General features: G+C 73.3%; 18 protein-coding genes. 7 read left to right on the top strand and 11 right to left on the bottom strand.

Annotated features, from left to right (window positions below; genetic code table 11):
* The first annotated feature begins 126 nt into the window (after positions 1-126).
* Both AB0K07_RS18945 and AB0K07_RS18940 read left to right on the top strand, forming a co-directional pair.
* Complete coding sequence (locus AB0K07_RS18945; RefSeq protein WP_363756742.1) at positions 127-1,788, top strand: family 10 glycosylhydrolase; 1,662 nt, start codon at positions 127-129, stop codon at positions 1,786-1,788.
* Between the two features lie 186 nt (positions 1,789-1,974).
* Entirely contained in the window at positions 1,975-2,514 is a 540-nt protein-coding gene (locus AB0K07_RS18940; protein ID WP_363756741.1) for a phospholipase, read from the top strand.
* Positions 2,515-2,633: 119 nt separating this feature from the next.
* Here the strand turns inward: AB0K07_RS18940 and AB0K07_RS18935 are convergent, their stop codons facing one another.
* Positions 2,634-5,474: an adenylate/guanylate cyclase domain-containing protein gene (locus AB0K07_RS18935; RefSeq protein ID WP_363756740.1), complete on the bottom strand. Its 2,841-nt coding sequence runs from the start codon at positions 5,472-5,474 to the stop codon at positions 2,634-2,636.
* 152 nt (positions 5,475-5,626) lie between these two features.
* On the bottom strand, positions 5,627-5,839 hold the full coding sequence (locus tag AB0K07_RS18930; RefSeq protein WP_363756739.1) for a zinc ribbon domain-containing protein: 213 nt from the start codon (positions 5,837-5,839) through the stop codon (positions 5,627-5,629).
* Positions 5,840-5,895: 56 nt separating this feature from the next.
* Here AB0K07_RS18930 and AB0K07_RS18925 point away from each other — a divergent pair, with 56 nt between their 5' ends.
* The 3 genes from AB0K07_RS18925 (at position 5,896) to AB0K07_RS18915 (ending at position 11,763) form a co-directional block, all read left to right on the top strand.
* Positions 5,896-7,302, top strand: coding sequence for a lytic murein transglycosylase (locus AB0K07_RS18925; protein WP_363756738.1), 1,407 nt, complete (start codon positions 5,896-5,898; stop codon positions 7,300-7,302).
* A gap of 72 nt (positions 7,303-7,374) precedes the next feature.
* A complete protein-coding gene (locus AB0K07_RS18920) occupies positions 7,375-8,391 on the top strand; it encodes a GNAT family N-acetyltransferase (protein ID WP_363757157.1) in 1,017 nt (338 codons plus the stop codon).
* 93 nt (positions 8,392-8,484) lie between these two features.
* Positions 8,485-11,763: a lamin tail domain-containing protein gene (locus AB0K07_RS18915; RefSeq protein ID WP_363756737.1), complete on the top strand. Its 3,279-nt coding sequence runs from the start codon at positions 8,485-8,487 to the stop codon at positions 11,761-11,763.
* Positions 11,764-11,839: 76 nt separating this feature from the next.
* On the opposite strand, the gene AB0K07_RS18910 is transcribed toward AB0K07_RS18915, so the two are convergent.
* The 6 genes from AB0K07_RS18910 to AB0K07_RS18885 all read right to left on the bottom strand — a co-directional run bounded on the left by AB0K07_RS18910 (position 11,840) and on the right by AB0K07_RS18885 (position 18,341).
* On the bottom strand, positions 11,840-12,343 hold the full coding sequence (locus AB0K07_RS18910) for a helix-turn-helix transcriptional regulator (protein ID WP_363756736.1): 504 nt from the start codon (positions 12,341-12,343) through the stop codon (positions 11,840-11,842).
* Positions 12,344-12,630: 287 nt separating this feature from the next.
* Positions 12,631-13,614, bottom strand: a complete 984-nt coding sequence (gene hemB / locus AB0K07_RS18905; protein WP_363756735.1) for a porphobilinogen synthase — start codon at positions 13,612-13,614, stop codon at positions 12,631-12,633.
* Positions 13,615-13,634: 20 nt separating this feature from the next.
* On the bottom strand, positions 13,635-15,215 hold the full coding sequence (locus AB0K07_RS18900) for a uroporphyrinogen-III synthase (protein ID WP_363756734.1): 1,581 nt from the start codon (positions 15,213-15,215) through the stop codon (positions 13,635-13,637).
* A complete protein-coding gene (gene hemC / locus AB0K07_RS18895) occupies positions 15,212-16,180 on the bottom strand; it encodes a hydroxymethylbilane synthase (protein WP_363756733.1) in 969 nt (322 codons plus the stop codon). The genes AB0K07_RS18900 and hemC overlap by 4 nt, the downstream gene beginning before the upstream one ends.
* Positions 16,177-17,574, bottom strand: a complete 1,398-nt coding sequence (locus AB0K07_RS18890) for a glutamyl-tRNA reductase (protein WP_363756732.1) — start codon at positions 17,572-17,574, stop codon at positions 16,177-16,179. Before AB0K07_RS18890 ends, hemC begins: the two co-directional genes overlap by 4 nt.
* The gene (locus tag AB0K07_RS18885; RefSeq protein WP_363756731.1) at positions 17,571-18,341 is read right to left on the bottom strand and encodes a redox-sensing transcriptional repressor Rex; all 771 of its coding nucleotides are present in this window, start codon (positions 18,339-18,341) and stop codon (positions 17,571-17,573) included. Before AB0K07_RS18885 ends, AB0K07_RS18890 begins: the two co-directional genes overlap by 4 nt.
* A 367-nt stretch (positions 18,342-18,708) precedes the next feature.
* Here AB0K07_RS18885 and AB0K07_RS18880 point away from each other — a divergent pair, with 367 nt between their 5' ends.
* Together AB0K07_RS18880 and AB0K07_RS18875 are read left to right on the top strand one after the other, a co-directional pair.
* The gene (locus AB0K07_RS18880; RefSeq protein ID WP_363756730.1) at positions 18,709-20,007 is read left to right on the top strand and encodes a sensor histidine kinase; all 1,299 of its coding nucleotides are present in this window, start codon (positions 18,709-18,711) and stop codon (positions 20,005-20,007) included.
* A 58-nt stretch (positions 20,008-20,065) separates the two neighbouring features.
* The gene (locus tag AB0K07_RS18875) at positions 20,066-20,719 is read left to right on the top strand and encodes a response regulator transcription factor (protein ID WP_363756729.1); all 654 of its coding nucleotides are present in this window, start codon (positions 20,066-20,068) and stop codon (positions 20,717-20,719) included.
* On the opposite strand, the gene AB0K07_RS18870 is transcribed toward AB0K07_RS18875, so the two are convergent.
* Genes AB0K07_RS18870 through AB0K07_RS18860 form a run of 3 tightly spaced genes read right to left on the bottom strand, consistent with a single transcriptional unit; the run spans position 20,700 to position 23,261 of the window.
* Positions 20,700-21,362, bottom strand: a complete 663-nt coding sequence (locus AB0K07_RS18870; RefSeq protein ID WP_363756728.1) for an HAD hydrolase-like protein — start codon at positions 21,360-21,362, stop codon at positions 20,700-20,702. The genes AB0K07_RS18875 and AB0K07_RS18870 overlap by 20 nt on opposite strands.
* 20 nt (positions 21,363-21,382) lie before the next feature.
* The gene (locus AB0K07_RS18865; protein WP_074314802.1) at positions 21,383-21,637 is read right to left on the bottom strand and encodes a glutaredoxin family protein; all 255 of its coding nucleotides are present in this window, start codon (positions 21,635-21,637) and stop codon (positions 21,383-21,385) included.
* A complete protein-coding gene (locus AB0K07_RS18860) occupies positions 21,627-23,261 on the bottom strand; it encodes an AMP-binding protein (protein ID WP_363756727.1) in 1,635 nt (544 codons plus the stop codon). Before AB0K07_RS18860 ends, AB0K07_RS18865 begins: the two co-directional genes overlap by 11 nt.
* Positions 23,262-23,675 lie beyond the last annotated feature (414 nt).

Raw genomic sequence — 23,675 nt, 5'->3', positions numbered from 1 at the left:
CGGGCGTGAACCCTTGCGAGAACCGCGCGAGTGTGAAAATTTCCTTCCAGCGGCAGATAGCGAGCGGCGAATCTTGCCGAGATGCCGCGTTGAACACCCGGGAGCCCCAACGAAGGGACACACCGCATGAAGGCAACTCGGCTCGGAGCCGCCGGGCTGGTCGCAGCCCTGCTCGGCACGCTCGTCACCGCCAGCCCCGCGAGTGCCGCGCCCGGCACCGCCAGCACCGCCTCCACCGCCACCTGCGCCACCGACCCGGCCACCCCGAAGCGGCAGTTCCGGGCGATGTGGATCTCGTCGGTGGTCAACATCGACTGGCCCAGCAAGGCGTCCCAGACCGACCCGGACCGGATCGCCGCCCAGCAGGCCGAGTACCGCGGCCTGCTCGACCTGGCCGAGCGGCTGAACCACAACGCGGTCGTGGTGCAGGTCCGCCCGACCGCCGACGCCCTCTGGCCCTCCCCGTACGAGCCCTGGTCGGAGTACCTGACCGGGGTACGCGGTCAGGACCCGGGCTGGGACCCGCTGGCCTTCCTGGTCGACGAGTCACACAAGCGCAACCTGGAGTTCCACGCCTGGTTCAACCCGTACCGCGTCTCCATGCCGGCCCCCGGCGGAGCCGGCGCGGACCTCACCCGGCTCGCCCCCGGCCACCCGGCCCGGCAGCACCCGGACTGGACCTTCGCCTACCCGCCGGCCGGTGTGGCCGGCAGCCGGCTCTACTACAACCCGGGCATCCCGGAGGTCCGCGAATTCGTGCAGACCGCGATGATGGACGCGGTCAGCCGGTACGACATCGACGGCGTGCACTTCGACGACTACTTCTACCCCTACCCCAGCGGCACCCACCAGGTGCCGGACGACGCCACCTTCGCGGCGTACAACCGGGGCTTCACCGACCGGGCGGACTGGCGGCGGGACAACATCAACCTGCTGATCCAGGAGATGAACGGCAAGATCAAGGCGGCGAAGCCGTGGGTGAAGTTCGGGGTCAGCCCGTTCGGCATCTGGCGCAACAAGGCCGCCGACCCGCTCGGCTCGGACACCACCGGCAGCCAGTCGTACGACATCATCTCCGCCGACACCCGCAAGTGGGTCAAGCAGGAGTGGATCGACTACGTGGTGCCGCAGCTCTACTGGTACATCGGCCAGTACCCGGCCGCCGACTACGCCCGGCTGGTGCCGTGGTGGGCCGAGACGGTTCGCGGCACCCGCGTCCAGCTCTACATCGGCCAGGCCGACTACAAGAGCGGCGACCCGGCGTACGGGCCGTTCTGGCAGAACCCACGGGAGCTGTCCGACCACCTGACGCTCAACCAGGCGTACCCGGAGGTGCAGGGCAACGTGCACTTCTCCGCCGTCCAGGTGCGGGCCAACCGGCTCGGCGCCACCGACATCTACGCCGCCGAGCACTACTCGCGCCCGGCGCTGGTGCCTGCCATGCCGCACCTGCCGGCCAAGCCGCTCCTCTTCCCGGTGGTCACCAGGGCCGTGCGGGACGCCGACGGAGTACGGCTGACCTGGCGTCAGCCGGCCGACGGCGCCGGCCCCTTCGGCACCGCCACCTCGTACGCGATCTACCGGTTCGACGGCACCACGCTGCCCGGTCGGTGCGGCACCGCGGACGCCGCGCACCTGGTCGACACCGTCCGCGCCACGGCCGGTGGGGTGCAGTCCTGGGTGGACACGTCGGCCGAGCCCGGCCAGCGGTACACCTACCAGGTGACCGCGCTGGACCGGTCGGCCAACGAGAGCCGGCTCAGCCCGCCGGCCTTCGTTCTGCGCTGACCGTACGACCCTCGCCGGATGCCCCGGGTGCCACCGCGCACCCGGGGCATTCGTCTGTTTCAACGTATGTCACCAATAGTTGGCGAGACACATATCGACCAGTTGATCAGTTGATCGACACTGATCGACATCCGGTGACCCGCCGGTAACTTGCACCCACACCGCTCACCCCCGCGGAGGTAACCCGTGCCCCGACGTCTCGCCACCCTGTTCGCCTCGGGCGCGCTCGCGCTGCTCGCCACCCTCGCCGTCGCCTCCCCCGCCGCCGCCGTCACCCCCCAGCAGCGGCTCTCGGTGCTCTCCAGCTGGACCCAGACCAGCGCGAGCAGCTACAACTCCTGGAACAACGCCCGGGTCAACCGGGCTCCCTGGGCCGAGTACAACTTCGACTGGTCCACCGACTACTGCTCGTCGAGCCCCGACAACCCGCTCGGGTTCACCTTCAACCTCGGCTGCTACCGGCACGACTTCGGCTACCGCAACTACAAGTCGGTCGGTCAGTTCTCCGCCAACAAGTCCCGACTGGACAGCGCCTTCTACGAGGACCTGAAGCGGGTCTGCGCCACGTACAACACGGTCGTCCGGCCCGCCTGCTACAGCCTGGCCTGGACCTACTACCAGGCGGTCAGCGTCTTCGGATCCGTGGCGGCCGTGCAACAGGCCGACATCGACCGCGCCGCCAAGATGAAGGCCGACGCCGAACGCCGCGCCGGCATCCGCGCCTAACCCCCACCCACCCCACCCCCTGACCCCACCCCCTCGACCGCGTTGATCAAGAGGTTTCGGTCACCGGAAGCCCGCTTCCTGACGCAAGCCTCTCGATCGACAAGGCTGGGGGGGTGGGGTCAGGCACGTTCGGTTCGGGTGGCGGGATGGCGGTCCGGGTCGGCGGGGCGGCGGGGCGCCGGCTGGGAGAGACCCGTGCTGAACCGGGTCGAGTCCGCCGCCAGATCGGGGTGTTCCACGTCGAGCGCCAGCGCCGCTGCCTCGTCCAACCCCAACTCGGCGCCCTCGCCGTACGCGTCGTCGAAGGCCGCGTCGCCCAGCATCTCCCGCAGCTCCGCCTGCTGGTCGTCCCAGTAGCCGCCGTAGATGCCCGGCGTGGATCGCATGCTGGCCCGGGTGGCCTGCGCCGCCCCGAACAGCCGGGCGGCGGTCAGCCGGTCCCCGCCGACCGCGCAACGCACCGCGATCGCGTTCAACGTGTCGCACGCCCGGCCGTGGTAGCCGTGGCCCATCCGGGAACGCAGCGCCACCAGCAGGTGCTCGTGCGCCGCGATCACGTCACCGCGGGCCAGCGCGACCATCCCGAGCAGCATGTCCACCGAACGCCGGCCCCGCTCCACCGGCCGGGCCGCCTCCACCGGACGGACGGCACCCAACAGCTCCGCCGCCTCCTCCAGCGCGCCCCGACGCCACAGCAGCTCGGCCAGGCTGAACACCGCGAACAGCGCCTCGCCGACCACGTCCTGCCCGTGCGCCCAGTCGATGACCTCCCGGCACACCCGTTCGGCCTCGGCGAACTGTCCCATGTCGATCAGCGGCGCGGCCCGCCCGGCGAGCACCCGGGCCAGCAGCCCCGCGTCACCCGCCTGCCGGGCTGCCGCCTCCGCCCGCTGGGAGAACCGCAGCTCCTCGGCGAACTCGCCGTCGGCGCCGGCGTGCAGCGAGTGCATGTGGTACGCCGCCGCCAGCTCCGCCTCCGGAATCCGCTCGCCGGTCTCGGCGATCCGTCCGTACAGCCGGAACAGCCAGAGCCGCCCCTCCCGGGCCAGCCCGCGCTCACGCCACCACTGGTCCAGGCCGCCGGCCAGTTGCAGACCGGCGCGAGCGCTGCCACCGGTGGCGCACCAGCGCAGCGCGGCCCGAAGCTCCCCGGCCAGCGGGTCGAGGGCGTAGAGCGACAGCGTCACCGGTCGGCCGTCCGGGCCCAGGTGAGCCCGCTCCAGCGCGTGCGCCGACCAGGCCACGTGCCGGTCCCGGGCAGCCTGCTCCTCGCCCGCCTCGGCCAGCCGCCGCGCGGCGTACGCCCGGATCGGATCGAGCATCCGGTACGTGCTGCCGGCCGCGCGTGGCTCCGCCAGCACCATCGACTTGTCCACCAGCACCGAGAGCGGATCCAACGGGTCGTCGCCCAGCAGCCACTCCACCGTCGCCAGGTCCACCGGCCCGGCGAAGACCGCCAGCCAGCGCAGCAGCCGGGCGGCCCGAGGCCCCAGCGTGCGGTACGACCAGGTGACGGTGGCCTGCATGGTCAGGTGCCGCTCGGTGGCCGAACGCTGCACCGCCCTGCTCGCCGGGGTGGGCGGCGACATGCCGGCTGCCGCGGCCACCAGGTCCACGGTGTCCTGCTGGTTTCCCGACCAGCCGCGCTCCACCGGCGGCGGCTCCGGGTCCTCCCGGCCGGCGTCCAGGGTGCCGAGCACGTCGTCCAGCCGCTCGGCGAGCTGGCCGACGGAGAGCACCCGCAACCGGGCGGCGGCCAGCTCGATGGCGAGCGGCAACCCATCCAGCCGCTGCACCACGCGGCTCAGGTCGGCCGACTCGGCCAGATCCGGCTGCCGGCCGCCGCGCGCGGCCGCCGTACGGTCCAGCAACAGCGCCACCGCGTCGCTCTCCGCGCCGTCCGCGCTCGGGTCGACCGAGAGCGGCGGGATCCGCCACACCACCTCGCCGGGCAGGCTGAACGACTCGCGGCTGGTGGCCAGCACCCGCACACCCCGCCCGCCGGAGAGCAGGCGCGAGATGACCTCCGCGCAGGCGGCCGGCTGGGTGTCGCAGGTGTCCAGTACGACCAGCATCCGGCGGCCCGCGGCGTACTCGACCAGGGTGTCCAGCATCGGCCGGCCCGGCTCGGGGCGCAGCCCGAGCACGGCGGCGATGGCGAACGCCACCAACCCCGGGTCGGTCACCGCGGCGATGTCGACGAACCAGACCCCGTCCGGGTACGCCTCGACCACCCCGCTGGCCAGCTCCACGGCGAGCCGGGTCTTGCCCGCGCCACCCGCACCCAGCACGGTGACCAGCCGGTGCTCCTCCACCAGCCGGCCCAGCTCGGCCCGCTCGGCCTGCCGCCCGACGAACGAAGTCACCTGGGTCGGAAGGTTGTGCGCCACCGCGTCAGCGGTGCGGGGCCGAGGGAACTGCCGCTCCAGCCCCGGCGCGACCAGCTGGAACAGCCGTTCCCGGTCGTCGAAGCCACGCAGCCGGTGCAGGCCCAGGTCGAGCAGCGTGGCGCCGGGTGGCAGCGGCTCCGCCCGACGAGCCGTGGACGCCGAACAGAGCACCTGCCCGCCGTGCGCGGCGGCGGCCACCCGGGCGGCCCGGTGCACCTCGGGACTGGCGTACTCCCCGTCGCGCGGCTCGGCGTAGCCGGTGTGCAGGCCCATCCGCACCCGGGGCGCGGCCTCCGCCGTGGGCCAGTCGTGGCTGGCCAGCGCGCGCTGGGCGGTCAGGCAGGCGGTCAACGCCGCCGCCGCGTCGTCGAAGGCCAGGAAGAACGAGTCGCCCTCGGTCAGCAGCTCCGCTCCACCGGTGCTGGCCAGCGTCCGGCGCAACAGCCGTCGGTGCTCGGCGAGCACCGGGCGGTAATCCGGGCCGAGCAGCTGGGCCAGCCGGGTCGAGCCCTCGATGTCGGTGAACACGAAGGTCACCCAACCGCTCGGGAGCTGGATCCGTGGCGACATGCGTGGAACCTCCGCCCGTGACGTCGGGTTCATGCTGCCTGAGTCCGAGCGGTCACGCATCGTGAGAACGGCCGGGCAGGTGCCGCCTCAACGTGCCACTCGGACCCTGTCCCGGCAAGGGCGCCCGGCCAGATGGCCGTGAATTGGCCGAATCAGCAGCCGCAGGCACCGCCGCAGCAGCCGCCCCCTGCGGGGGCCGGGGCGGCGCCGCCCGCACTCCGGCCGGTGACCGCGACCGCGGAGAGCAACTTGACCGTGTCGGTGTGCCCCTGCGGGCAGGTGGCGGGCGCGCCAGCCGCCGCCATTGGACGGTTGACCTCGAAGGTGTCGCCGCAGGCGCGGCAGCGGAACTCGTACCTCGGCATGGCAACCAGGGTACGGGGGACCTGACGTCCGGCGGGGCATGGGTGATACTCGACGGGTGGTGGACGGCGAGGACAAAACGCGTGTGCAACCGCTGCGACCGGCCGCGCCGCTGGACGGGCCGCTCGATGGATCGGGGGCCGCGCCGGATCCGGTGCGCCGCGCGGTGCCCCGACCCCGCCGGCCCTGGCTGAGCGGCGGCGCGACCGGTGCTCCCCAACCACCGACAGAGACGACACCACCGACTCCGACGGCCGTCGAGGCCACGAGCGGGCCGACCGCCAGCACCGAGGCTGGCGCCACCGCCGCCGAACCTGAGGCCGACGCATCCGCTGGTGACCTGACCGCGGCGAGCACAGCCACCGGATCGGACGCCGCGACCACGCCGGCCGGGCCGGATGCCGAAACGCCGGCCGGCGATGCGAAGACCGCACCCCTGCCCACCGCCACGGCGGGCGCCGAACCGGCCAGTGTGGACGGCGCCGCCGGCACGGCGACGTCCGACGCCGGTCGGCGGCGGCGGGTGCCGTTCGCGCACGCGCTTCGCCAGCCGCCGCGCCAGACGGCGGTGACCGCGGCCCGGGCCACCCGCGCCTGGGCCCGCCGGCCCAGCGGTCGGCTCACCCTGCCCGGGGTCTTCCTGCTCGCCCTGGTGGCCGCGACCGCCGCGGCGGGCGCGGTGCTCGTCCCGGCCGCCATCCGCGCGCCCAGGCCGGTCGCCGTCGACTCCTCCGTCACGCCGAGCGGGGCCGTTCCGCCTCCGGGGCTGCCGTCCGGCCTGCCCACCGGCCCGCTGCCGACCGGGCCACTCCCCACCGGGCCACTGCCGACCGGGCCGCTCCCCTCCGGAGGGCTGCCCACCGGGCCGGCCGGCGGGCCGATGCTCGGCTACCGCCCCTCGGACGTCCTGGCCGGCTGGGCGCAGCAGGTCGGCGCCAAGGTCGGCGTCCCGCCGGCCGCCATGCAGGCGTACGGCTACGCCGAGCTGGTGCTCGCCCAGACCAACCGCAGTTGCGCGCTGAGCTGGACCACGCTGGCCGCGATCGGCCAGGTCGAGTCCGGGCACGGCGCCGCCAACGGCGCCCGGTTGGGCCAGGACGGCAAGGCCCTGCCGTACATCATCGGCCTGCCGCTGGACGGGCGGGACGGCCGGATGCGGATCATCGACACCGACCGCGGCGATCTCGACCAGGACACCGCGTTCGACCGCGCGATCGGGCCGATGCAGTTCATCCCGAGCACCTGGAAGGAGATCGGGGCGGACGCGGACAACGACGGCAAGAAGGACCCGCACGACCTGGACGACGCCGCCCTGGCGGCCGGAAACTACCTGTGCAAGAACAACCGCAACCTGAGCATCCCGGGCGACTGGTGGAACGCGATCCTGTCGTACAACGACGTGCGTCGGTACGCCCAGGACGTCTACGACACCGCCAACCGGTACGGACGGGCCAGCCGTACGTGAAGTGATCGTCCGCATACATTAGAGACCTGGACACTTCCCCCGGGCAGCTGTTAGCGGCAAGCTAGACGGGTGATGGTGCGCGAGTGGGACCCCAGGACCGCGTCGTCCGCCGAGATCGCGTCGCTGCTGGACACGCTCAACGCGGTCCTGTCGGTCGATCTGCCGCAGGATCCGCCCTGGCGGGAGGACTCTCTGCGGGAATACCTCGCTGAGGTGATGCCCGGTGAACGGCGGATCTCCTGGATCGCCCAGGCCGAGCCGACCGCCCCCGGCGATCCGGGCGCGGTGCTCGGGCAGGTCCACGTGCTGCTCCTCGGTGACATCGGCGTGCTCGAGGTGCTGGTGCACCCGTCCGTGCGGCGCACCGGGCTCGGCCGTGACCTGGTGCTGCGCGCCGCCCGCCGGGTCTACCAGGAGGGCTTCCGGTCGATCGGGGTCGAGGTGGTCGGCGACACGCCGGCCGTGGACTTCTACGAGTCGCTCGGCTTCACCCGGGAGTACGTGGAGACCCGCAGCGTGCTCGACCTGTCCACGGTCGACTGGACCGAGCTGGCCGGGATGGCCACCGGCATCGGGGCGGGCTACCACCTGGAGTTCTTCCCCGGTGGGCCACCGGACGACCTGATCGAGGCGTACGCGCGGGCCAAGGCCGAGGTGCGCGACGTCGACGACGGTGAGCTGCGCCCCAGCTCCTACGACCCGCAGCGGCTGCGGGACAGCCTGGACACCCTGCACCGGCGGGGCATGAAGCCGTACATCGTGCTTGCCCGGCACGAGCAGAGCGGCGAGGTGGCCGGCCTGACCGAGGTGGTGGTGCCGGCACAGCACCCGACCCGCGCCGACCAGTACGACACGATCGTGGCGCAGGACCACCGGGGCTACGGCATCGACCGGGCGATCAAGGCCCGGATGCTGCTGGAGCTGCGCTCCGCCGAGCCGGAGCTGGCCGAGGTGCAGACCTGGAACGCCCAGGCCAACGAGGCGATGCTCAAGGTCAACGCCGAGCTGGGCTACCGTCCCGACCGGGACTGGTGCGAATACAGCGTCGACATCGCCGAGCTGGTGCACCGCATCGATCCACCCCGCTGAGGGAATTCACGAAACCGTCCAATGGGGGATGGACGCTGGACAGCTGCGCACCTTAACGTGCGTTGACTCCCATCCACCCATCGTGGAGGCCCTATGCGCCCGCGCAGCACAATCGCCGCGCTCGCGACCGCCACCGTCGCCGTGACCGTCACGGCGCTCGGCGTCGCACCCACCGCGGCCAGCGCCGCGCCCACCGACCTGTTCATCTCGGAGTACGTCGAAGGTTCGTCGAACAACAAGGCGATCGAGCTGTTCAACGGCACCGGTGGCGCCGTCGACCTCACCGCCGGCGGCTACCAGCTCCAGCTCTTCTTCAACGGCTCCGGCACGGCCACCACCATCGCGCTGACCGGGACGGTGGCCGCTGGCGACGTGTTCGTGTTCGCCAGCGCCTCGGCCGGGTCCGCCATCCTCGCCCAGGCCGACCAGACGACCGGGGCGAGCCTGTTCAACGGCGACGACGCGATCGTGCTGCGCCGGGGCACCACCGTGCTCGACTCGATCGGCCAGGTGGGCGTCGACCCAGGCACCGAGTGGGGCGCCGGGGCCACCAGCACGGCGGACAACACCCTGCGCCGGCTGCCCACCGTGACCGCCGGTGACACCGATCCGTCGGACGCGTTCGACCCCGCCGCACAGTGGGCCGGTCTCCCGGTCGACACCTTCGACGGGCTCGGCACGCACACCGTGGACGGCGGTGGCCCGGTCGACGCGCCGGCCACGCTGACCTGCGGCGGGCCGCTGGTCACCGCCGCCGGCACGGCGGCGAGCCGCGAGGTCACCGCCACCGACCCCGACGACACGATCGTCGACCTGGCGGTGACCGCGGTCAGCCCGACCCCGGCCACCGGCTCGATCACCCGCACGGCGCTCACCCCGGCCGAAGGGGTGGGTGGCACCGCTCGCGCCACTGTCGGCGCGAGCGCCGACCTCGCCGCCGGGGCGTACACCGTCACGGTCACCGCGACCGACGCGGGCGGTGGCACCGCAAGCTGCGCCTTGGTCGTGCAGGTGACCCGGGAGCTGACCGTCGGCGAGGTGCAGGGCCCGACGACCGACGCCGAGTCCGGCCCGGCCGACCGGTCGCCGCTGGCACCGGCGAGCGGCAACGGCACCAGCAGCACGCTGTACGACGTACGCGGCGTGATCACCCAGCTGACCCTGGCCCGCACCTCGGCCGGGGCGGAGCAGCACGGGTTCTTCCTGCAGAGCCGCACCGGCGACACCGACGGCGACGCGACCAGCTCCGACGGCATCTTCGTGTTCATGGGCACGTTCACCTCGCTGATCGGCGGTTACGTCCCGACGGTCGGCGACGAGGTGGTGCTCCGGGCCCGGGTGTCGGAGTACTTCAACCTCACCCAGCTCTCCGGCGCCTCACTGGTTCGGCGGATCACGACCGGTCTGGCCGTGGACTCCGCGGTCGCGGTGACCGACGCCGCGCCGCCAGCCGAACTGGCCGACGCCCAGCGCTTCTGGGAGCGGCACGAGGGCGCCCGGCTGCGGGTGCGCGCGGGCAGCGGTGCGGTGAGCGGCCGGGACGTCTTCGCCTCGACCGCCGACGCGGAGCTGTGGGTGGTCGACCGGGACGACCCGCTGCTGGACCGCACCGACCCGTACGCCCGACGGGTGTTCCGGGACTCCCACCCGCTGGACAACGACCCGACCCGCCGCTTCGACGACGGCAACGGCCAGCGGGTGATGCTCGGCAGCATGGGCGTGAAGGGCACCGCCGGGGACAGCACGGCGCTGCTCCCTCCGGCGCACACCTTCGACACGCTGCGCGCGGACGCGGTGGGCGGCGTCTACTACTCGTTCGAGAAGTACGGCGTCCAGGTCGAGCGGGCGGAGTTCGACGCGGGGGCCGACCCGTCGAAGAACAACCCGCCGAAGCCGGCCGACCGGTCGCAGGAGGTGGCGGTCGCCACGTACAACGTGGAGAACCTTTACGACCACCGGGACGACCCGTTCGACGGCTGCGACTTCACCGGCAACGCCGGCTGCCCGGGCGTCGCCCCGCCGTTCGACTACGTGCCCAGCAGTGAGGCCGACTACCGCGAGCACCTCACGGCGCTCGCCGACCAGATCGTCAAGGACCTGCACGCGCCGGACCTGATCCTGGTGCAGGAGGCCGAGGACCAGGACATCTGCACCGTGTCCGGGGCGGCACTGGCCTGCGGCGACACGGACAACGCCGACGGCGCTCCGGACAGCATCCAGGAGTTGGCGCTCGCGGTGGCGGCGGCTGGTGGTCCGGCGTACGCCGCCACCTACGACCGGACCGGCGCGGACGCCCGGGGCATCACCGCCGCGTTCCTGTACCGCACCGACCGGTTGTCGCTGGCAGCCGCGACGGCGACCGACCCGCTGCTCGGCTCGGCGCCGACCGTCCAGTACCGCGCCCCGGGGCTGCCGGCCAACGCCGACGTGCAGAACCCGAAGGCGCTCAACGCGGTGCTCCCGTCCGACGTGGACACCTCGACCGGCCGGGACGGGAACAACGTCTTCACCCGGGCTCCCCAGCTGGGCGAGTTCAGTGTGGCCGCGGCGCCCGGCTCGTCGGAGCGGTTCACCCTGTACGCGCTCAGCAACCACTACTCCTCCGGCCCGGACAGCCGGATCGGGCAGCGTCGGGAGCAGGCGGCGTACGGCGCGGCGATCGTCACCGCGATCGAGGCGGCCGACCGGGACGCCCGGGTGGTCTACGGCGGGGACCTGAACGTCTTCCCCCGCCCGGACGACCCGATCGCCACCGGCAGCCAGCCCACCCCGTCGGACCAGTTGGCCCCGCTCTACCAGGCGGGCCTGCACAACCTGTGGGACAACCTGGTCGCGGACGTGCCGGCGTCGGCCTACTCGTACAGCTTCGAGGGGCAGGCGCAGACGCTCGACCACCTGTTCGTCAACGACGCGCTCTACGGCGACCTGGTGCAGGTGCGGGCGGCGCACATCAACGCCGACTGGCCGGCGGAGTTCAGCGGCGACGGGTCGCGGGGTTCCAGCGACCACGACCCGCAGGTGGCCCGGTTCCGGTCCAGGGCGTCGCTGACCGTCGCCGACGCGACGGTGGTCGAGGGCGACAAGGGCAACCGGCAGCTCACCTTCACCGCCACCGTGTCCCGGCCGCTGTCCCAGCCGGTGCTGCTCTGCGCCGCCACCCTTGGCGGCACGGCGCAGGTCGGCTCGGACTTCGACGGGTACGCCGGCTGCCGCACGCTGGCCGCCGGGCAGACCTCACTGGCCTTCCCGGTGACCGTGCGCGGTGACCGGAAGCGGGAGGCGGACGAGAAGCTCACCCTGCTGGTGGCCGGCGTGCCCGGCCTGCGGCTGGCCGACCCGCTCGCGACGGGCACCATCACCAACGACGACTGATCCTCCAGACGCCGTGTCAGCGGCCCGTCATCCAGGTGCAACCCCGGATGGCGGGCCGCTGTCGTTGCCGCCGGCGTCAGTGGTAGTCGTGGACGATCGGCGGGGGCGGCAGGTGGCGGTGTTTCGCGACCCGTACCTCCCACTGGCTGCGCCGTCGCCGCGCCTCCCGGTCCGCCGAGCTGCGGTGGTAGGTCTCCGGTGGTCGGGCCAGCCCGTAGATGTCCCCCCACCACTCCCCCGGCTCCGGGTCGAGGATGGTGTCCAGGTGCGAGGGGTAGCGACGGCCGGCACCGTCGTGGACGTCCTCCCGGTCGGCCATCGGCTGGATCACCCGGCCGTTCTGGTCGACCACGGTCAGGTAGAGCCCGGCCGCTCCGAGCAGGCGCTCCAGCACGGCCAGGCTGGGGGTCAGGCTGCCCGCTTCGACCCGCCCCACCGTCGAGGGCGAAACCTTGGCGAAGCGGGCCATCCCGTGCTGGCTCAGCCGGACGATCCGACGTGCCCGGCGAACCAGACCGGCAATGGGAAACCGACCGACGGTGGGACCGGTGGGAGGAGGAGGATCGAGCGCCGACGCCATCCCACCACCATCCCCGTGGTGTCAGCCAGGCTCAATCCCTGTGGATAAACCTGTGGATAACCGCGTAGGTCGGGTGCAGGGGGCCGGGGCCGAGGGCCGGGGGGCCGAGGGCTTGGTTGGCGCCCTTTGCTCTGCTTCAACGGGCGCAACACTTTTCGGGTCCGACTGTTGCGTCCGTTGAAGCAGAGCAAAGGAGGCGCGAAGGGGGTATCCGGGTCCCGGAGTTGGGGTTGCGTGCAAGCGGTCGCGCCCGACTCCCGGCCCTGCCACGGGCCGGGCCGGACCGCTCAGTAGCGCTGGCGCAGCAGCCCGGCGGCCTCGACGGCCCAGTAGGTGAGGATGACCTGCGCGCCGGCCCGGCGGATCGAGGTGAGCGTCTCCAGCATCACCCGCTCCCGGTCGATCCAGCCGTTCGCGGCGGCCGCCTCGACCATCGCGTACTCACCGGAGACCTGGTAGGCGGCGACCGGGACGTCCACCGCGGCCCGCACCGCCGACACCACGTCGAGGTAGGGCAGCGCCGGCTTGACCATCACCATGTCGGCGCCCTCGGCGACATCCAGCGCCACCTCACGCAGCGACTCGCGCAGGTTGGCCGGGTCCTGCTGGTAGGTGCGCCGGTCGCCCTCCAGCGCCGACTCCACCGCGTCCCGGAACGGACCGTAGAAGGCCGAGGCGTACTTCACGGCGTACGCCAGCACGGTCACGTCCTGGTGCCCGGCGGCGTCGAGCGCCCGGCGGACCACGCCGACCTGGCCGTCCATCATCCCGGACGGCCCGACCATGTGGACCCCGGCGGCGGCCTGGGCCACCGCCATCTCGGCGTACGCCTCCAGGGTCGCGTCGTTGTCCACCTCACCGCCCGGGGTGAGCAGCCCGCAGTGCCCGTGCGAGGTGAACTCGTCCAGGCACAGGTCGCTCATCACCACCGTGGCGTCGCCCACCTCGGCAACCACGTCCCGGATGGCGACGTTCAGGATGCCGTCCGGGTCGATGCCACCGGACCCGGTCGGGTCGCGGTGCTCCGGCACGCCGAAGAGCATGATCCCGCCGACACCGGCCTGGACCGCCTCGACCGCAGCCTTGCGCAGCGAGTCCCGGGAGTGCTGGAGCACCCCCGGGAGCGACGCGATGGCCCGGGGCTCGGTCAGCCCCTCCTTGACGAACATCGGCACGACCAGCTCGGCCGGGTCGACGCGGGTCTCGGAGACCAGCCGGCGGATCGCCGGGGTGTGGCGGAGCCGGCGAGGCCGAATCTCGGGGTACGACATGGGAGCGCCTCCTCGGACGACTACCGGAAGCGGAGCGCGGTCGGCCCCTGCACCTTCGAGCCGCGACGCTGCTTCGCCGGCATGGCGGCGAGCTTCTCGCGCAGCTCGACGGCGTAGGCGGCGAGCGCCTCCACCAGGTCGGGCACCGAGGCTTGCGGCGGCTGGACGTCGACCCGCAGGCCGAACTCCGTCGCGGTCTCCGCCGTCTTGGGCCCGATGACGGCAACAACGGTACGCGCGTGCGGCTTCCCCGCGATGCCGACCAGGTTCCGCACGGTGGAGGACGAGGTGAAGAGCACCGCGTCGAACCCGCCCGACTTGATCGCGTCCCGGATCTCGGCGGGCGGCGGAGCGGCCCGGACCGTCCGGTACGCCGTCACGTCGTCGACCTCCCAGCCGCGCTCGGTGAGCCCGGCGGCCAGCGTCTCGGTGGCGATGTCGGCACGCGGCAGCAGCACCCGGCCCACCGGGTCGAGGATCTCGTCGTGCGGCGAGAACTCGGCCAGCAGCCCCTCGGAGGACTGCTCCCCGGCGGGGATCAGCTCCGGCTGGATGCCGAACGCGCGAACCGCGTCCGCCGTCGCCTCACCGATACAGGCGATCTTGACGCCACCGAAGTGCCGGGCGTCCAGCCCGTGCTCGGCGAACTTCTCCCACACCGCGCGGACCGCGTTCACGGAGGTGAAGATGACCCACGCGTAACGGCCGTCGACCAGGCCCTTGACGGCCCGCTCCATCTGCGCCGGGGTGCGCGGCGGCTCGACCGCGATGGTCGGCACCTCGCACGGGATCGCCCCGTACGCGCGCAGCCGGGCGCTCATCGCGCCGGCCTGCTCCTTGGTGCGGGGTACCAGCACCTTCCAGCCGTACAGCGGGCGGTTCTCCCACCAGCTCAGCTTGTCCCGCTGGCCCACGCCCGCGCCGACGGTGAGCACCACCCGGCCGGTGAAGCCGAGCGCGGCGGCCACGAAGCTGTCGACGGTCGACGTGGTCGTGTACTGGGTCTCGCCGGTGCCGTCGCCGGTCACCCCGACACCCGTGGTGCCGTCGACTCCGGCGGCCAGCAGCCCGTCCCGGACGGCGGCGAGGTCACCGGCGTCCACCGCGACGGCCAGCGAGCCCCGACCGACGGCTGCGGCCAGCGCCTCGAAGTCCAGCGTGCTGACGTCCTCGACGTCGGCGGCGGTACGCACGCCCGGCAGCGGGACACCCGCGTAGGTGGCGACACCCTCGGCCTGACCGACCCCGGGCACCACCTCGAAGTGGGCGGCGGTGCGGGCCACCGCCTGCACCTCCTTGACCACCGAGTCGTGGCCGAACGGGTCGCCGGCGACCAGGTGCACCGCGTTCAGCCCGGAGCGGGCCGCGGAGATGAGCACCTTCGCCACATCCCCCGGCGCGCCTTCGGCCGGCGTGAACTCGGCGTCGTCCCTGGCCTCGGCGCGGACGACGGCGAGCAACGACTCCGGGACTCCCCGGTCGTAGATCACCTGGTCGGCGTCGACCAGGGCGTCGTGCGCCCGACGGGTCAGCAGGCCCGGGTCGCCGGGGCCAGCCCCGACGAACGCGATACGGCCGACGGGCTTACGGGTGCGGGTCATTCTGTGCTCCCAAATTGCTGGGTCCCCGAGCCGGTGTGTCCTTCGTGGCCGAGGATCGAGTCGGCGCCGAGGTCGAGGAGTTCGGCGGCGAGTGCCTTACCGATCTCCGCCGCGTCGGCGGGCGTTCCGGTGCGGGACAGCCGGAGGTCACGAGTGCCGTCCGGGCTGATCACCGCCCCGCGCAGGTAGATCTCATCGCCGGCGTCACCTTCGGCGAGTTCCGCATAGGCGGCGACGGGTGCGCTGCACCCGGCCTCCAGGGTGGCCAGCAACGCGCGCTCCGCGGTGACGGCGGCGTGCGACGGTGCGTGGTCGAGCACCGCGAGCAGCTCGACCAGGTCCTGGTCGTCGACCCGGCACTCCACGGCCAGCGCGCCCTGAGCGGGCGCGGGCAGCATCAGCATCGGGTCCAGCGTCTCGGTGATGACGTCGGCCCGGCCGATTCGGGCCAGCCCGGCCCGGGCCAGGACGACGGCGTCGAGGTCGGCCTCGGGGCCGAGCACCCGCGCGAGGCGGGTGTCCACGTTGCCGCGGATCGGGGTGACCTCCAGCTGCATGCCGAGCGCGTGCAGCTGGGCGATCCGGCGCAGCGCGCCGGTGCCCACGGTGGCCCCGGGCGGCAGCTCGGTGAGGGTCCGCCCGTCCCTGGCGACCAGCGCGTCGCGCGGGTCCTGCCGGGTCGGCACCGCCGCGATGTGCAGCCCGCCGGCGGCGGCCGTGGGCAGATCCTTGTAGGAGTGCACGGCGAAGTCGATGGTCCGGGCGGCCAGCGCGTCGCGCAGCGCGGAGACGAACACCCCGACGCCGAGCCGGTGCACCGGCGCGCTGGAGCGGTCGCCGGCGGTGATCACCTCGACCAGCTCGACCGGGCGGCCGGTAGCGGCGGTCAACGCCTCGGCGACCTGGCCGGACTGGGCCATCGCCAGGGTGCTGCCCCGGGTGCCGAGGCGTAGGGGGGCGGTCATCGCGCACCTCCGGTGGGCGGGATCGGGTCGGTGGCGTCCGCGTCCAGCACCGGGTCGGTGCCGGCGAACGCCGCGCCGAGGTCGGGTGCCACCACGTCGGGGACGGTGTCCACCGGCGAGGTCTGCGGCACCTGGAGATCGAACAGCTCGCGCAGCAGGGCTGCGTACTGGTCGCCGCCGGGCTCCGCGGCCAGCTGGCGGACCTTGACGGTGGGCTGGTGCAGCAGCCGCTGCACCACGCGGTGCACGGTGCGGGCCACCTCGGCCCGCAGGTCGTCACCGAGGTCCGGGCGGCGCTGGGCCAGCCGGCGCAGCTCGGCGGTGACCACGTCGTCGGCCCGGCCGCGCAGCGCGGCCACGGTGGGCGCCACGTCGGCGCCGCGCAGCCAGGAGAGGAAGCTCTCCACCTCGCCGAGCACGATCCGTTCGACGGCGGCGGCGTCCGCGGCGGCCGGACCGTCGGCGAGCAGCGCCGCCATCCGGTCGATGTCGATCACCTCGACGCCGGCGAGGTCGGCGACGCCCTCCTCGACGTCGCGCGGAACGGCCAGGTCGAGAAGGACCAGCGGGCCCCGGGCCCGGTCCCGCTCGGCCAGCGCCGCGCCGACCACGGCTCGGGTGAGGACCGGTTCGGTGGAGGCGGTGGCGGCCACTACGATGTCCACTGTGGAGAGAGTGTCGGCCAGCTCGGTCATCGGCACCGCGTTCGCACCGTACGACTCGGCGAGCCGCACGGCCCGGTCAGCGCCCCGGTTGGTGACGGTGAGCGGCCCGGCGCCCAGCCGGGACAGGGTGGCCACCCCGAGCGAGCCCATCGCGCCGGCTCCGACAACCAGGGCCGGGCGGCCGGCGAGGTCACCGTCGAGGTGCCCGGCGGCCAGCTCCAGCGCGGCGGTGACCACGCTCTGGCCGGCCCGGTCGATGCCGGTCTCGGCGTGGGCACGCTTGCCGACCCGCAGCGCCTGCTGCATCAGCTCGTGCAGCAGCCGGCCGGCGGAGTCGGCGCCGGTGGCCCAGTGGTACGAGTCGCGCAGCTGCCCGAGGATCTGCGCCTCGCCGACGACCATCGAGTCCAGTCCGGTGGCGACCCGGAAGACGTGGTCCACGGCGGCGGCGTCGTAGTGCACGTAGAGGTGGCTGGCGAGCGCCGCCGGCGGACTGCCGGCCTGCTCGCCCAGGACGGCGCAGATGTCGCCGAGCCCGCCGTGGAAACCGGACACGGCGGCGTAGACCTCCACCCGGTTGCAGGTGGAGACGAGCACCGCCTCGGCCACGTACGGCTGGGCGACCAGGCGGTCCAGCGTGCGGGTGAGGTCGGCGGGGGGCACGGCCAGTTGCTCCAGCGTGGCGACCGGGGCGGTCCGGTAGGACGCGCCGACGACGAGCAGTTTCACGTGCCGATCGCCTCCTGGGTGTCGGTGGCCGCGAGCCCGCCCGGCAGGGCGGTGAGAGCGGACCCGCCGGTGGCGGGCAGCGCGGTCAGCGACGCCTTGCGGTGCTCGTGGAAGGACAGAATCTGCAGCTCGATGGCGAGGTCGACCTTGCGCACGTCGACCCCCTCCGGAACCGAGAGTACGCACGGCGCGAAGTTGAGGATGCTCGTCACGCCGACCGCGACCAGCTGGTCGGCGACCTTTTGGGCGGCTGCGGCCGGGGTGGCGATCACGCCGATCGCGAGCGACTCCTCCGCGGCGACCGCCGGCAGCTCGTCGACATGCCGGACCACCAACCCGTTGATCTCTTCGCCGACCCGGGAGGGATCGGCGTCGAGCAGTGCGGCGATCCGGAAGCCTCGGCTGGCGAAGCCGTCGTAACCGGCCAGAGCGTGACCGAGATTACCCACGCCGACCAGGGCGACGGCCCGTCGCTGGGTGAGCCCGAGCACGTACTCGATCTGCTCGATCAGCAGCGCGACGTCGTAGCCGACGCCCCGGGTGCCGTACGAGCCGAGGTGGGAGAGGTCCTTGCGGAGCTTGGCGGAGTTGACGCCGGCGGCGGCGGACAGGCCCTCGCTGGAGACCGTCTCGTGGCCGGCGTCGGCGAGGTTGTGCAGCGCACGCAGGTACTCCGGGAGCCGCGCGACGGTCGCCTCGGGCAGGTCCGGGAGCGCCGGTACGGCACCGGCGCGGCCGGGCGCGCCTGGGTGACGATGCTGACTCATGAGACTCCGTGCGGTGCGATCCTCGGCCAACTCCGCTGGTCGGCCGTTAGTGGACTCCCGCTGGCGACCGAGATTGCCGGCTGTGCTAGCAGGGCGCGTCGGAACTAGAGAGTAGGCGCTTGTGAAGACGTGCACAAATCGCGATCTTGTCGCTGCGCGACGCGACTCCACCAGCACCTCCATTCCGCAAGATCGATCCAGCGGCGTCCGCCGAACCCGCCCGGGCGATTATTGCTCAATCCCGACTTCTCTGACCAATCCCGCGCCCACGTCTGGTAGGCGTGCCGAAATGGGTAGGGACAGCACTACGAGGCAGAGGCAGGGCTTCGGGATGGGGTGGCCCACCCGCGCTGCCTAGCCTTTGGGCATGACCGCCGTTGCCGCCTCCAGCGACCAGCCGACGCTGGCGCCGAGCATTCCCCGCCAACTCTTCGTCGACTCCGGGTACGTGCTGCTCGGCCTGCCCCTGGCCCTGGCCAGCTTCGTCGTCCTCGTCGTGGGCCTCGCGGTCGGCGTCGGGCTGGTGGTCACGGTGATCGGCCTGCCGATCATCAGCGGCACCCTGTACGCCGCCCGAGGGCTGGCCGACATCGAGCGACTGCGGCTGCCCGCGGTGCTCCGGCAGCCCCGGATCCGGCCGCACTACCGGCTGCCCGAGGCCGGAGCGAACGCCTGGCGGCGGATCTTCGTGCCGATGCGGGACGCCCAGTCCTGGCTCGACGTGGCACACGGCGTACTGCGCCTGATCGTGTCGGTCATCACGTTCGTGGTGGCGCTGGCCTGGTGGGCCGCCGCCGTCACCGGCTCCCTCTACTGGGCGTACGACTGGGCGCTGCCGCGCGGCGAGGGCGACAGCGACCTCGCCCAGCTGCTCGGCCTGGGCGACTCGACCACCGCGCGGATCGGGCTGACCACCGCGATCGGGGTGTTCTTCCTGATCACCCTGCCGATCGTGGTCCGGGGCTGCGCGCTGCTCCAGGCCAGCTTCGCCCGGGCCATGCTGACCGGGGTGGCCGAGATGCGGGACCGGATCACCGTCCTGGAGGAGCAGAAGCGCGCCGCCGTGTCCGCCGAGGCGTCCGCGCTGCGCCGGTTGGAACGCGACATCCACGACGGCCCCCAGCAGCGCCTGGTGCGGCTGGCCATGGACCTCAGCCGGGCCCGGCAGCAGCTCGCCTCCGACCCGGAGGCGGCCGGCCGGACCATCGACGAGGCGGTCACCCAGACCCGGGACACGTTGGCCGAGCTGCGGGCGCTGTCCCGCGGCATCGCCCCACCGGTCCTGGTGGACCGGGGCCTGCCCAGCGCCCTGGCCGCGCTCGCCGGCCGGGGGCTGATCCCGATCGACCTCCAGGTGGACCCGCAGCTCGGCACGCCGGGCGGGCGGCTCGACCCGGCCGTGGAGAACACCGCGTACTTCATGGTGGCGGAGGCGTTGACCAACGTCGCCAAGCACAGCCGGGCCACCGAAGCCATGGTCGCCGTGGCCCGGCAGGGCACCCACCTCCTGGTACGGGTGGGCGACGACGGGCAGGGCGGCGCGCACCTGGCCAAGGGGCACGGGCTGGTCGGCATCGCCGACCGGGTCCGGGCTGCCGGCGGCGAACTGGCCGTCGTCAGCCCGGCCGGCGGGCCCACCGAGGTCCGCGCGGAACTTCCGCTGTGAGCCGGCGGACACCGCGTCGAGCCCTTCCGGCAGGCCGGACGTGGTAGACAACACAGCCATGCGCATCGTGATCGCCGACGACGCCGTGCTGCTCCGCGAGGGGCTGGTGCGGCTGCTGACCGAGAGTGGGCACGATGTGGTGGCGGCCGTCGGGGACGGCGACGCGCTGGTCGAGGCGGTGGTGGAGCACCGGCCGGACGTGTCGATCGTCGACGTCCGGATGCCCCCGTCGCACACCGACGAGGGGCTGCGGGCGGCGGTGGAGGCCCGTCGGCTGGTGCCGCGTACCCCGATCCTGGTGTTGTCGCAGTACGTCGAGGTCTCGTACGCCGACGACCTGCTGGCCACCACCGGCGGAGCGGGCGGCGGGATCGGCTACCTGCTCAAGGACCGGGTGGCCGCGATCGACGAGTTCCTGGACGCGCTGCGCCGGGTGGCGGCCGGCGGCACCGTGCTCGACCCGGAGGTGGTCGGCCAGCTCTTCGCCCGGCGCCGCCGCGACGACCCGCTGCGCGAGTTGACCCCGCGCGAGCGTGAGGTGCTCGCCCTGATGGCCGAGGGGCGCTCGAACACCGCCATCGCCCGCGCCCTGGTGGTCAGCGACGGCGCGGTGGAGAAGCACGTGCGCAACATCTTCACCAAGCTCACCCTGCCGCCGGACACCGAGCAGCACCGGCGGGTGCTGGCCGTCCTCACCTACCTGCGGAACTGACCTCCCCGGCCAGTTTCACGGCGTCGGTGAGGGTGTCGGCCACCGGGTGACCGGACGCGCGCAGCCGGGCCGGGTCGGTGAAGCCGCCGGTGTAGAGCACAGCACGGCCACCGACCGCGAGCGCCGCGTCCGCGTCGTCGATGGAGTCGCCGATCAGCACCACCGAGGCGCCGTCCACGCCCAGCTCGGCCAGGTGCCGCTGGAGCGACTCGGCCTTGCGGCCGCCGCCGACCGTGGCCCGCAGCCCGTCCACCCGGGTGAAGTGGCTGGTCAGCCCGTAGGTGTGCACGGTGGGCACCAGCTCCTCGTGGAACCACATGGAGAGCAGGCTCTGGCTGCCCGGCCAGGCGGCCATCGCGGTCCGCGCGTCGGCGGCCAGCTCGCAGGTGGTCAACCCGCTGCGGTACGCGTCGTGGAAGATCCGGTCCAGGCGGCCGAACTCGTCGTCGTCCACGGCCTGACCGAGCACGTCGGCGTAGTACTCGGCGATCGGCCGACGGAACCGCACCCGGTGCTCGTCGGAGGTGACCGCCGGCCCGCCCACGCTGGCGAACGCCGCGTTGGTGGCCGCGACCACCAGGCTGAGGTCGTTGAGCAGGGTGCCGTTCCAGTCCCAGACCAGGTGGGGGTGCGCGGGGGTCATCAGAGCACCATAGGCACCGCTCAGAGCTGCGGCGTGGTCAGGTCCCGCAGCAGCCGTTCCTCCTCCACCCGCCAGTAGCCGTGCTCCTTGCCGTCGAGCATCACCACCGGCAGCCGGTCCCCGTACTCCCGCTCCAGCCCCTCGTCGCCGGTGACGTCCCACTCGACCCACTTGTCCCCGGTGACCGCCACCACCCGGTCGAGCGCCGCCTTGGCGTCGTCGCACAGGTGACAGCCGGGGCGGGTGATGAGGGCGAGGCGGGCGTCAGTGGACATCGGTTACCTCCGTGCGGGTGTCGGCGTGCGCCGGCGGGTCGGTCGGCGCCGCCGACCGGAGCTGGGTCTTGCGTACCTTGCCGATCGCCGAGTGCGGTAGGGCGTCGACGAACTCGACCGCGGTCGGGCACTTGAACCGGGCCAGGTTCCGCGCGCAGTGGGCGAGCAGCTCCTCTCCGGTCACCTGCCGCCCCGGCGCCGGCACCACGTACGCCCGGACAGTCTCGCCGGTCCGGGGATGCGGCACACCCAGTACGGCCGACTCGGCCACCCCGGGATGCCCGGCGAGCACCAGCTCGACCTCGTGCGGATAGACGTTGAACCCGTTGACCAGGATCAGCTCGCCGAGCCGGTCGACCAGGAAGAGGTCGCCGTCCTCGTCGGCGTACGCGACGTCGCCGGTGCCCCACCAGCCGTCGGCGTCCGGGCCGTCCCGGCCGTCCGGCCAGTAGCCGGCGAAGAGGTTGGGGCCGGCCACGACGATCTGCCCCGGGTCGGTGCCCGGCGCCACGTCGGAGATGTCCAGCTCATCCGGGTCGTCGTCGGGGGTGGCCACGCCGTCGCGCCACAGGTCCGCGCCGTCCGCGTCGACCAGCCGCAGCCGTACACCGGGCAGCGGCCGGCCGATCGACCCGGCCTTGGCCACCCCGCCGACCAGCGTGGAGGTGAGCACCGGAGCGGTCTCGGTGAGGCCGTACCCGATGTGCACGGCATGACCGGTGGCCTCGGTGAAGCGCGCCGCGACCGCCGGCTCCAGGGGTGCCGCGCCGCAGACCGCCACCCGGACGGAGGCGGTCGCCGTGCGGACCGCGGCCGTGCTGGCCCAGGCCAGGAACATCGACGGTACGCCGACCAGCACACTCACCCGGTGCCGGGCGATCTCGTCGAGCCCCGCCGTGGGCCCCAGCTCGTCGAGCAGCACGCCGGTCGCGCCATGGTGGACGACGGCGCCGAGCCCCGAGTTGAGCCCGTACGCGTGGAACAGCGGCAGGGCCAGGAGCACGGTGTCTCCCGGACCGACCACCGGCGGCTCGATCCGGTCGACCTGCTCGTGGTTCGCCAGCAGCGCGCGGTGCGAGAGCATCGCGCCCTTGGGGCGGCCCTCGGTGCCGGAGGTGTAGAGCAGTACGGCCAGGTCGGCACCGCCCCGGTGCGGGCGTGCCGGCGGCTCGGGTGCGTCGGCGGCCGACCGTGGGGGCGTGCCGTGCACGGCGGTGAGCGCGGGCAGCTCGGTGGCCACCTCGGCGACCAGGCCCCGGATCCGCTCGGTGCCGATCAGCACCGATGCGCCCGAGTCGGCCAGCACGTGCCGCAGCTCCGGGGTGGTGAAGCCGGGGTTGACCGGCACCGCGACGAGCCCGGCCCGCAGGGCACCGAGCAGGCTGACCACGAAGTCGGGGGTGTTGGGCAGCGCGATAGCGACGCGTGGCGGCGTACCGCCCGGGTCGGTGGGCGGCGCGATGGCCGTCAGTGCGTGCGCGGTGGCGTCCACCGCGGCGTCCAGATCGGACCAGTTGAGCGTCCGGTCGCGCCAGTGCAGCGCGGGCCGGTCGCCGTGGTCGAGAGCCGCCCGGTGGACCCGGTCGGCGAGGTTCGGCGCGGGGTTTGCCGATGCGTCCTGCACGGTGATCGAGTCTGGCACAGCGGGCGACGACAGGCCACGCCCCGACGGCCCGGACCCCGCTCCGCGAAAGTCCCGCCGACGGGACCGCCCACTGTGCCACCGACGATCCGATCAGGTCCTGTCGATGGGACGGGTGACGCCGTCCGGCACCGGTTCGGCCGGGCTCGCACCGACCACCCGACGGGGTGGGTCAGCCGAACGGGCACGACACCCCCGACCTGGGGATCCACCCTGGATCACCGCGCCGATCCAAAGTCAACCGCACACGACGGACAACCGGTCCGCCGACGGTGCGATGGAGCGGGAAATACTTCCGCCCTGTGTAACGGACTTGCCACGCGCGGGTGACGTTGGCCTTATCATCACTCGGGTCGGCTCACCCCATTTGCCGTGAGTCGACACCCCTCAGCCCGA

This window comes from Micromonospora sp. NPDC049301 (genome assembly GCF_040678715.1).
Taxonomy (GTDB): domain Bacteria; phylum Actinomycetota; class Actinomycetes; order Mycobacteriales; family Micromonosporaceae; genus Micromonospora.
Note: the sequence above shows the minus strand (reverse complement) of the source record. Positions and strands in the feature narration are given on the sequence as shown.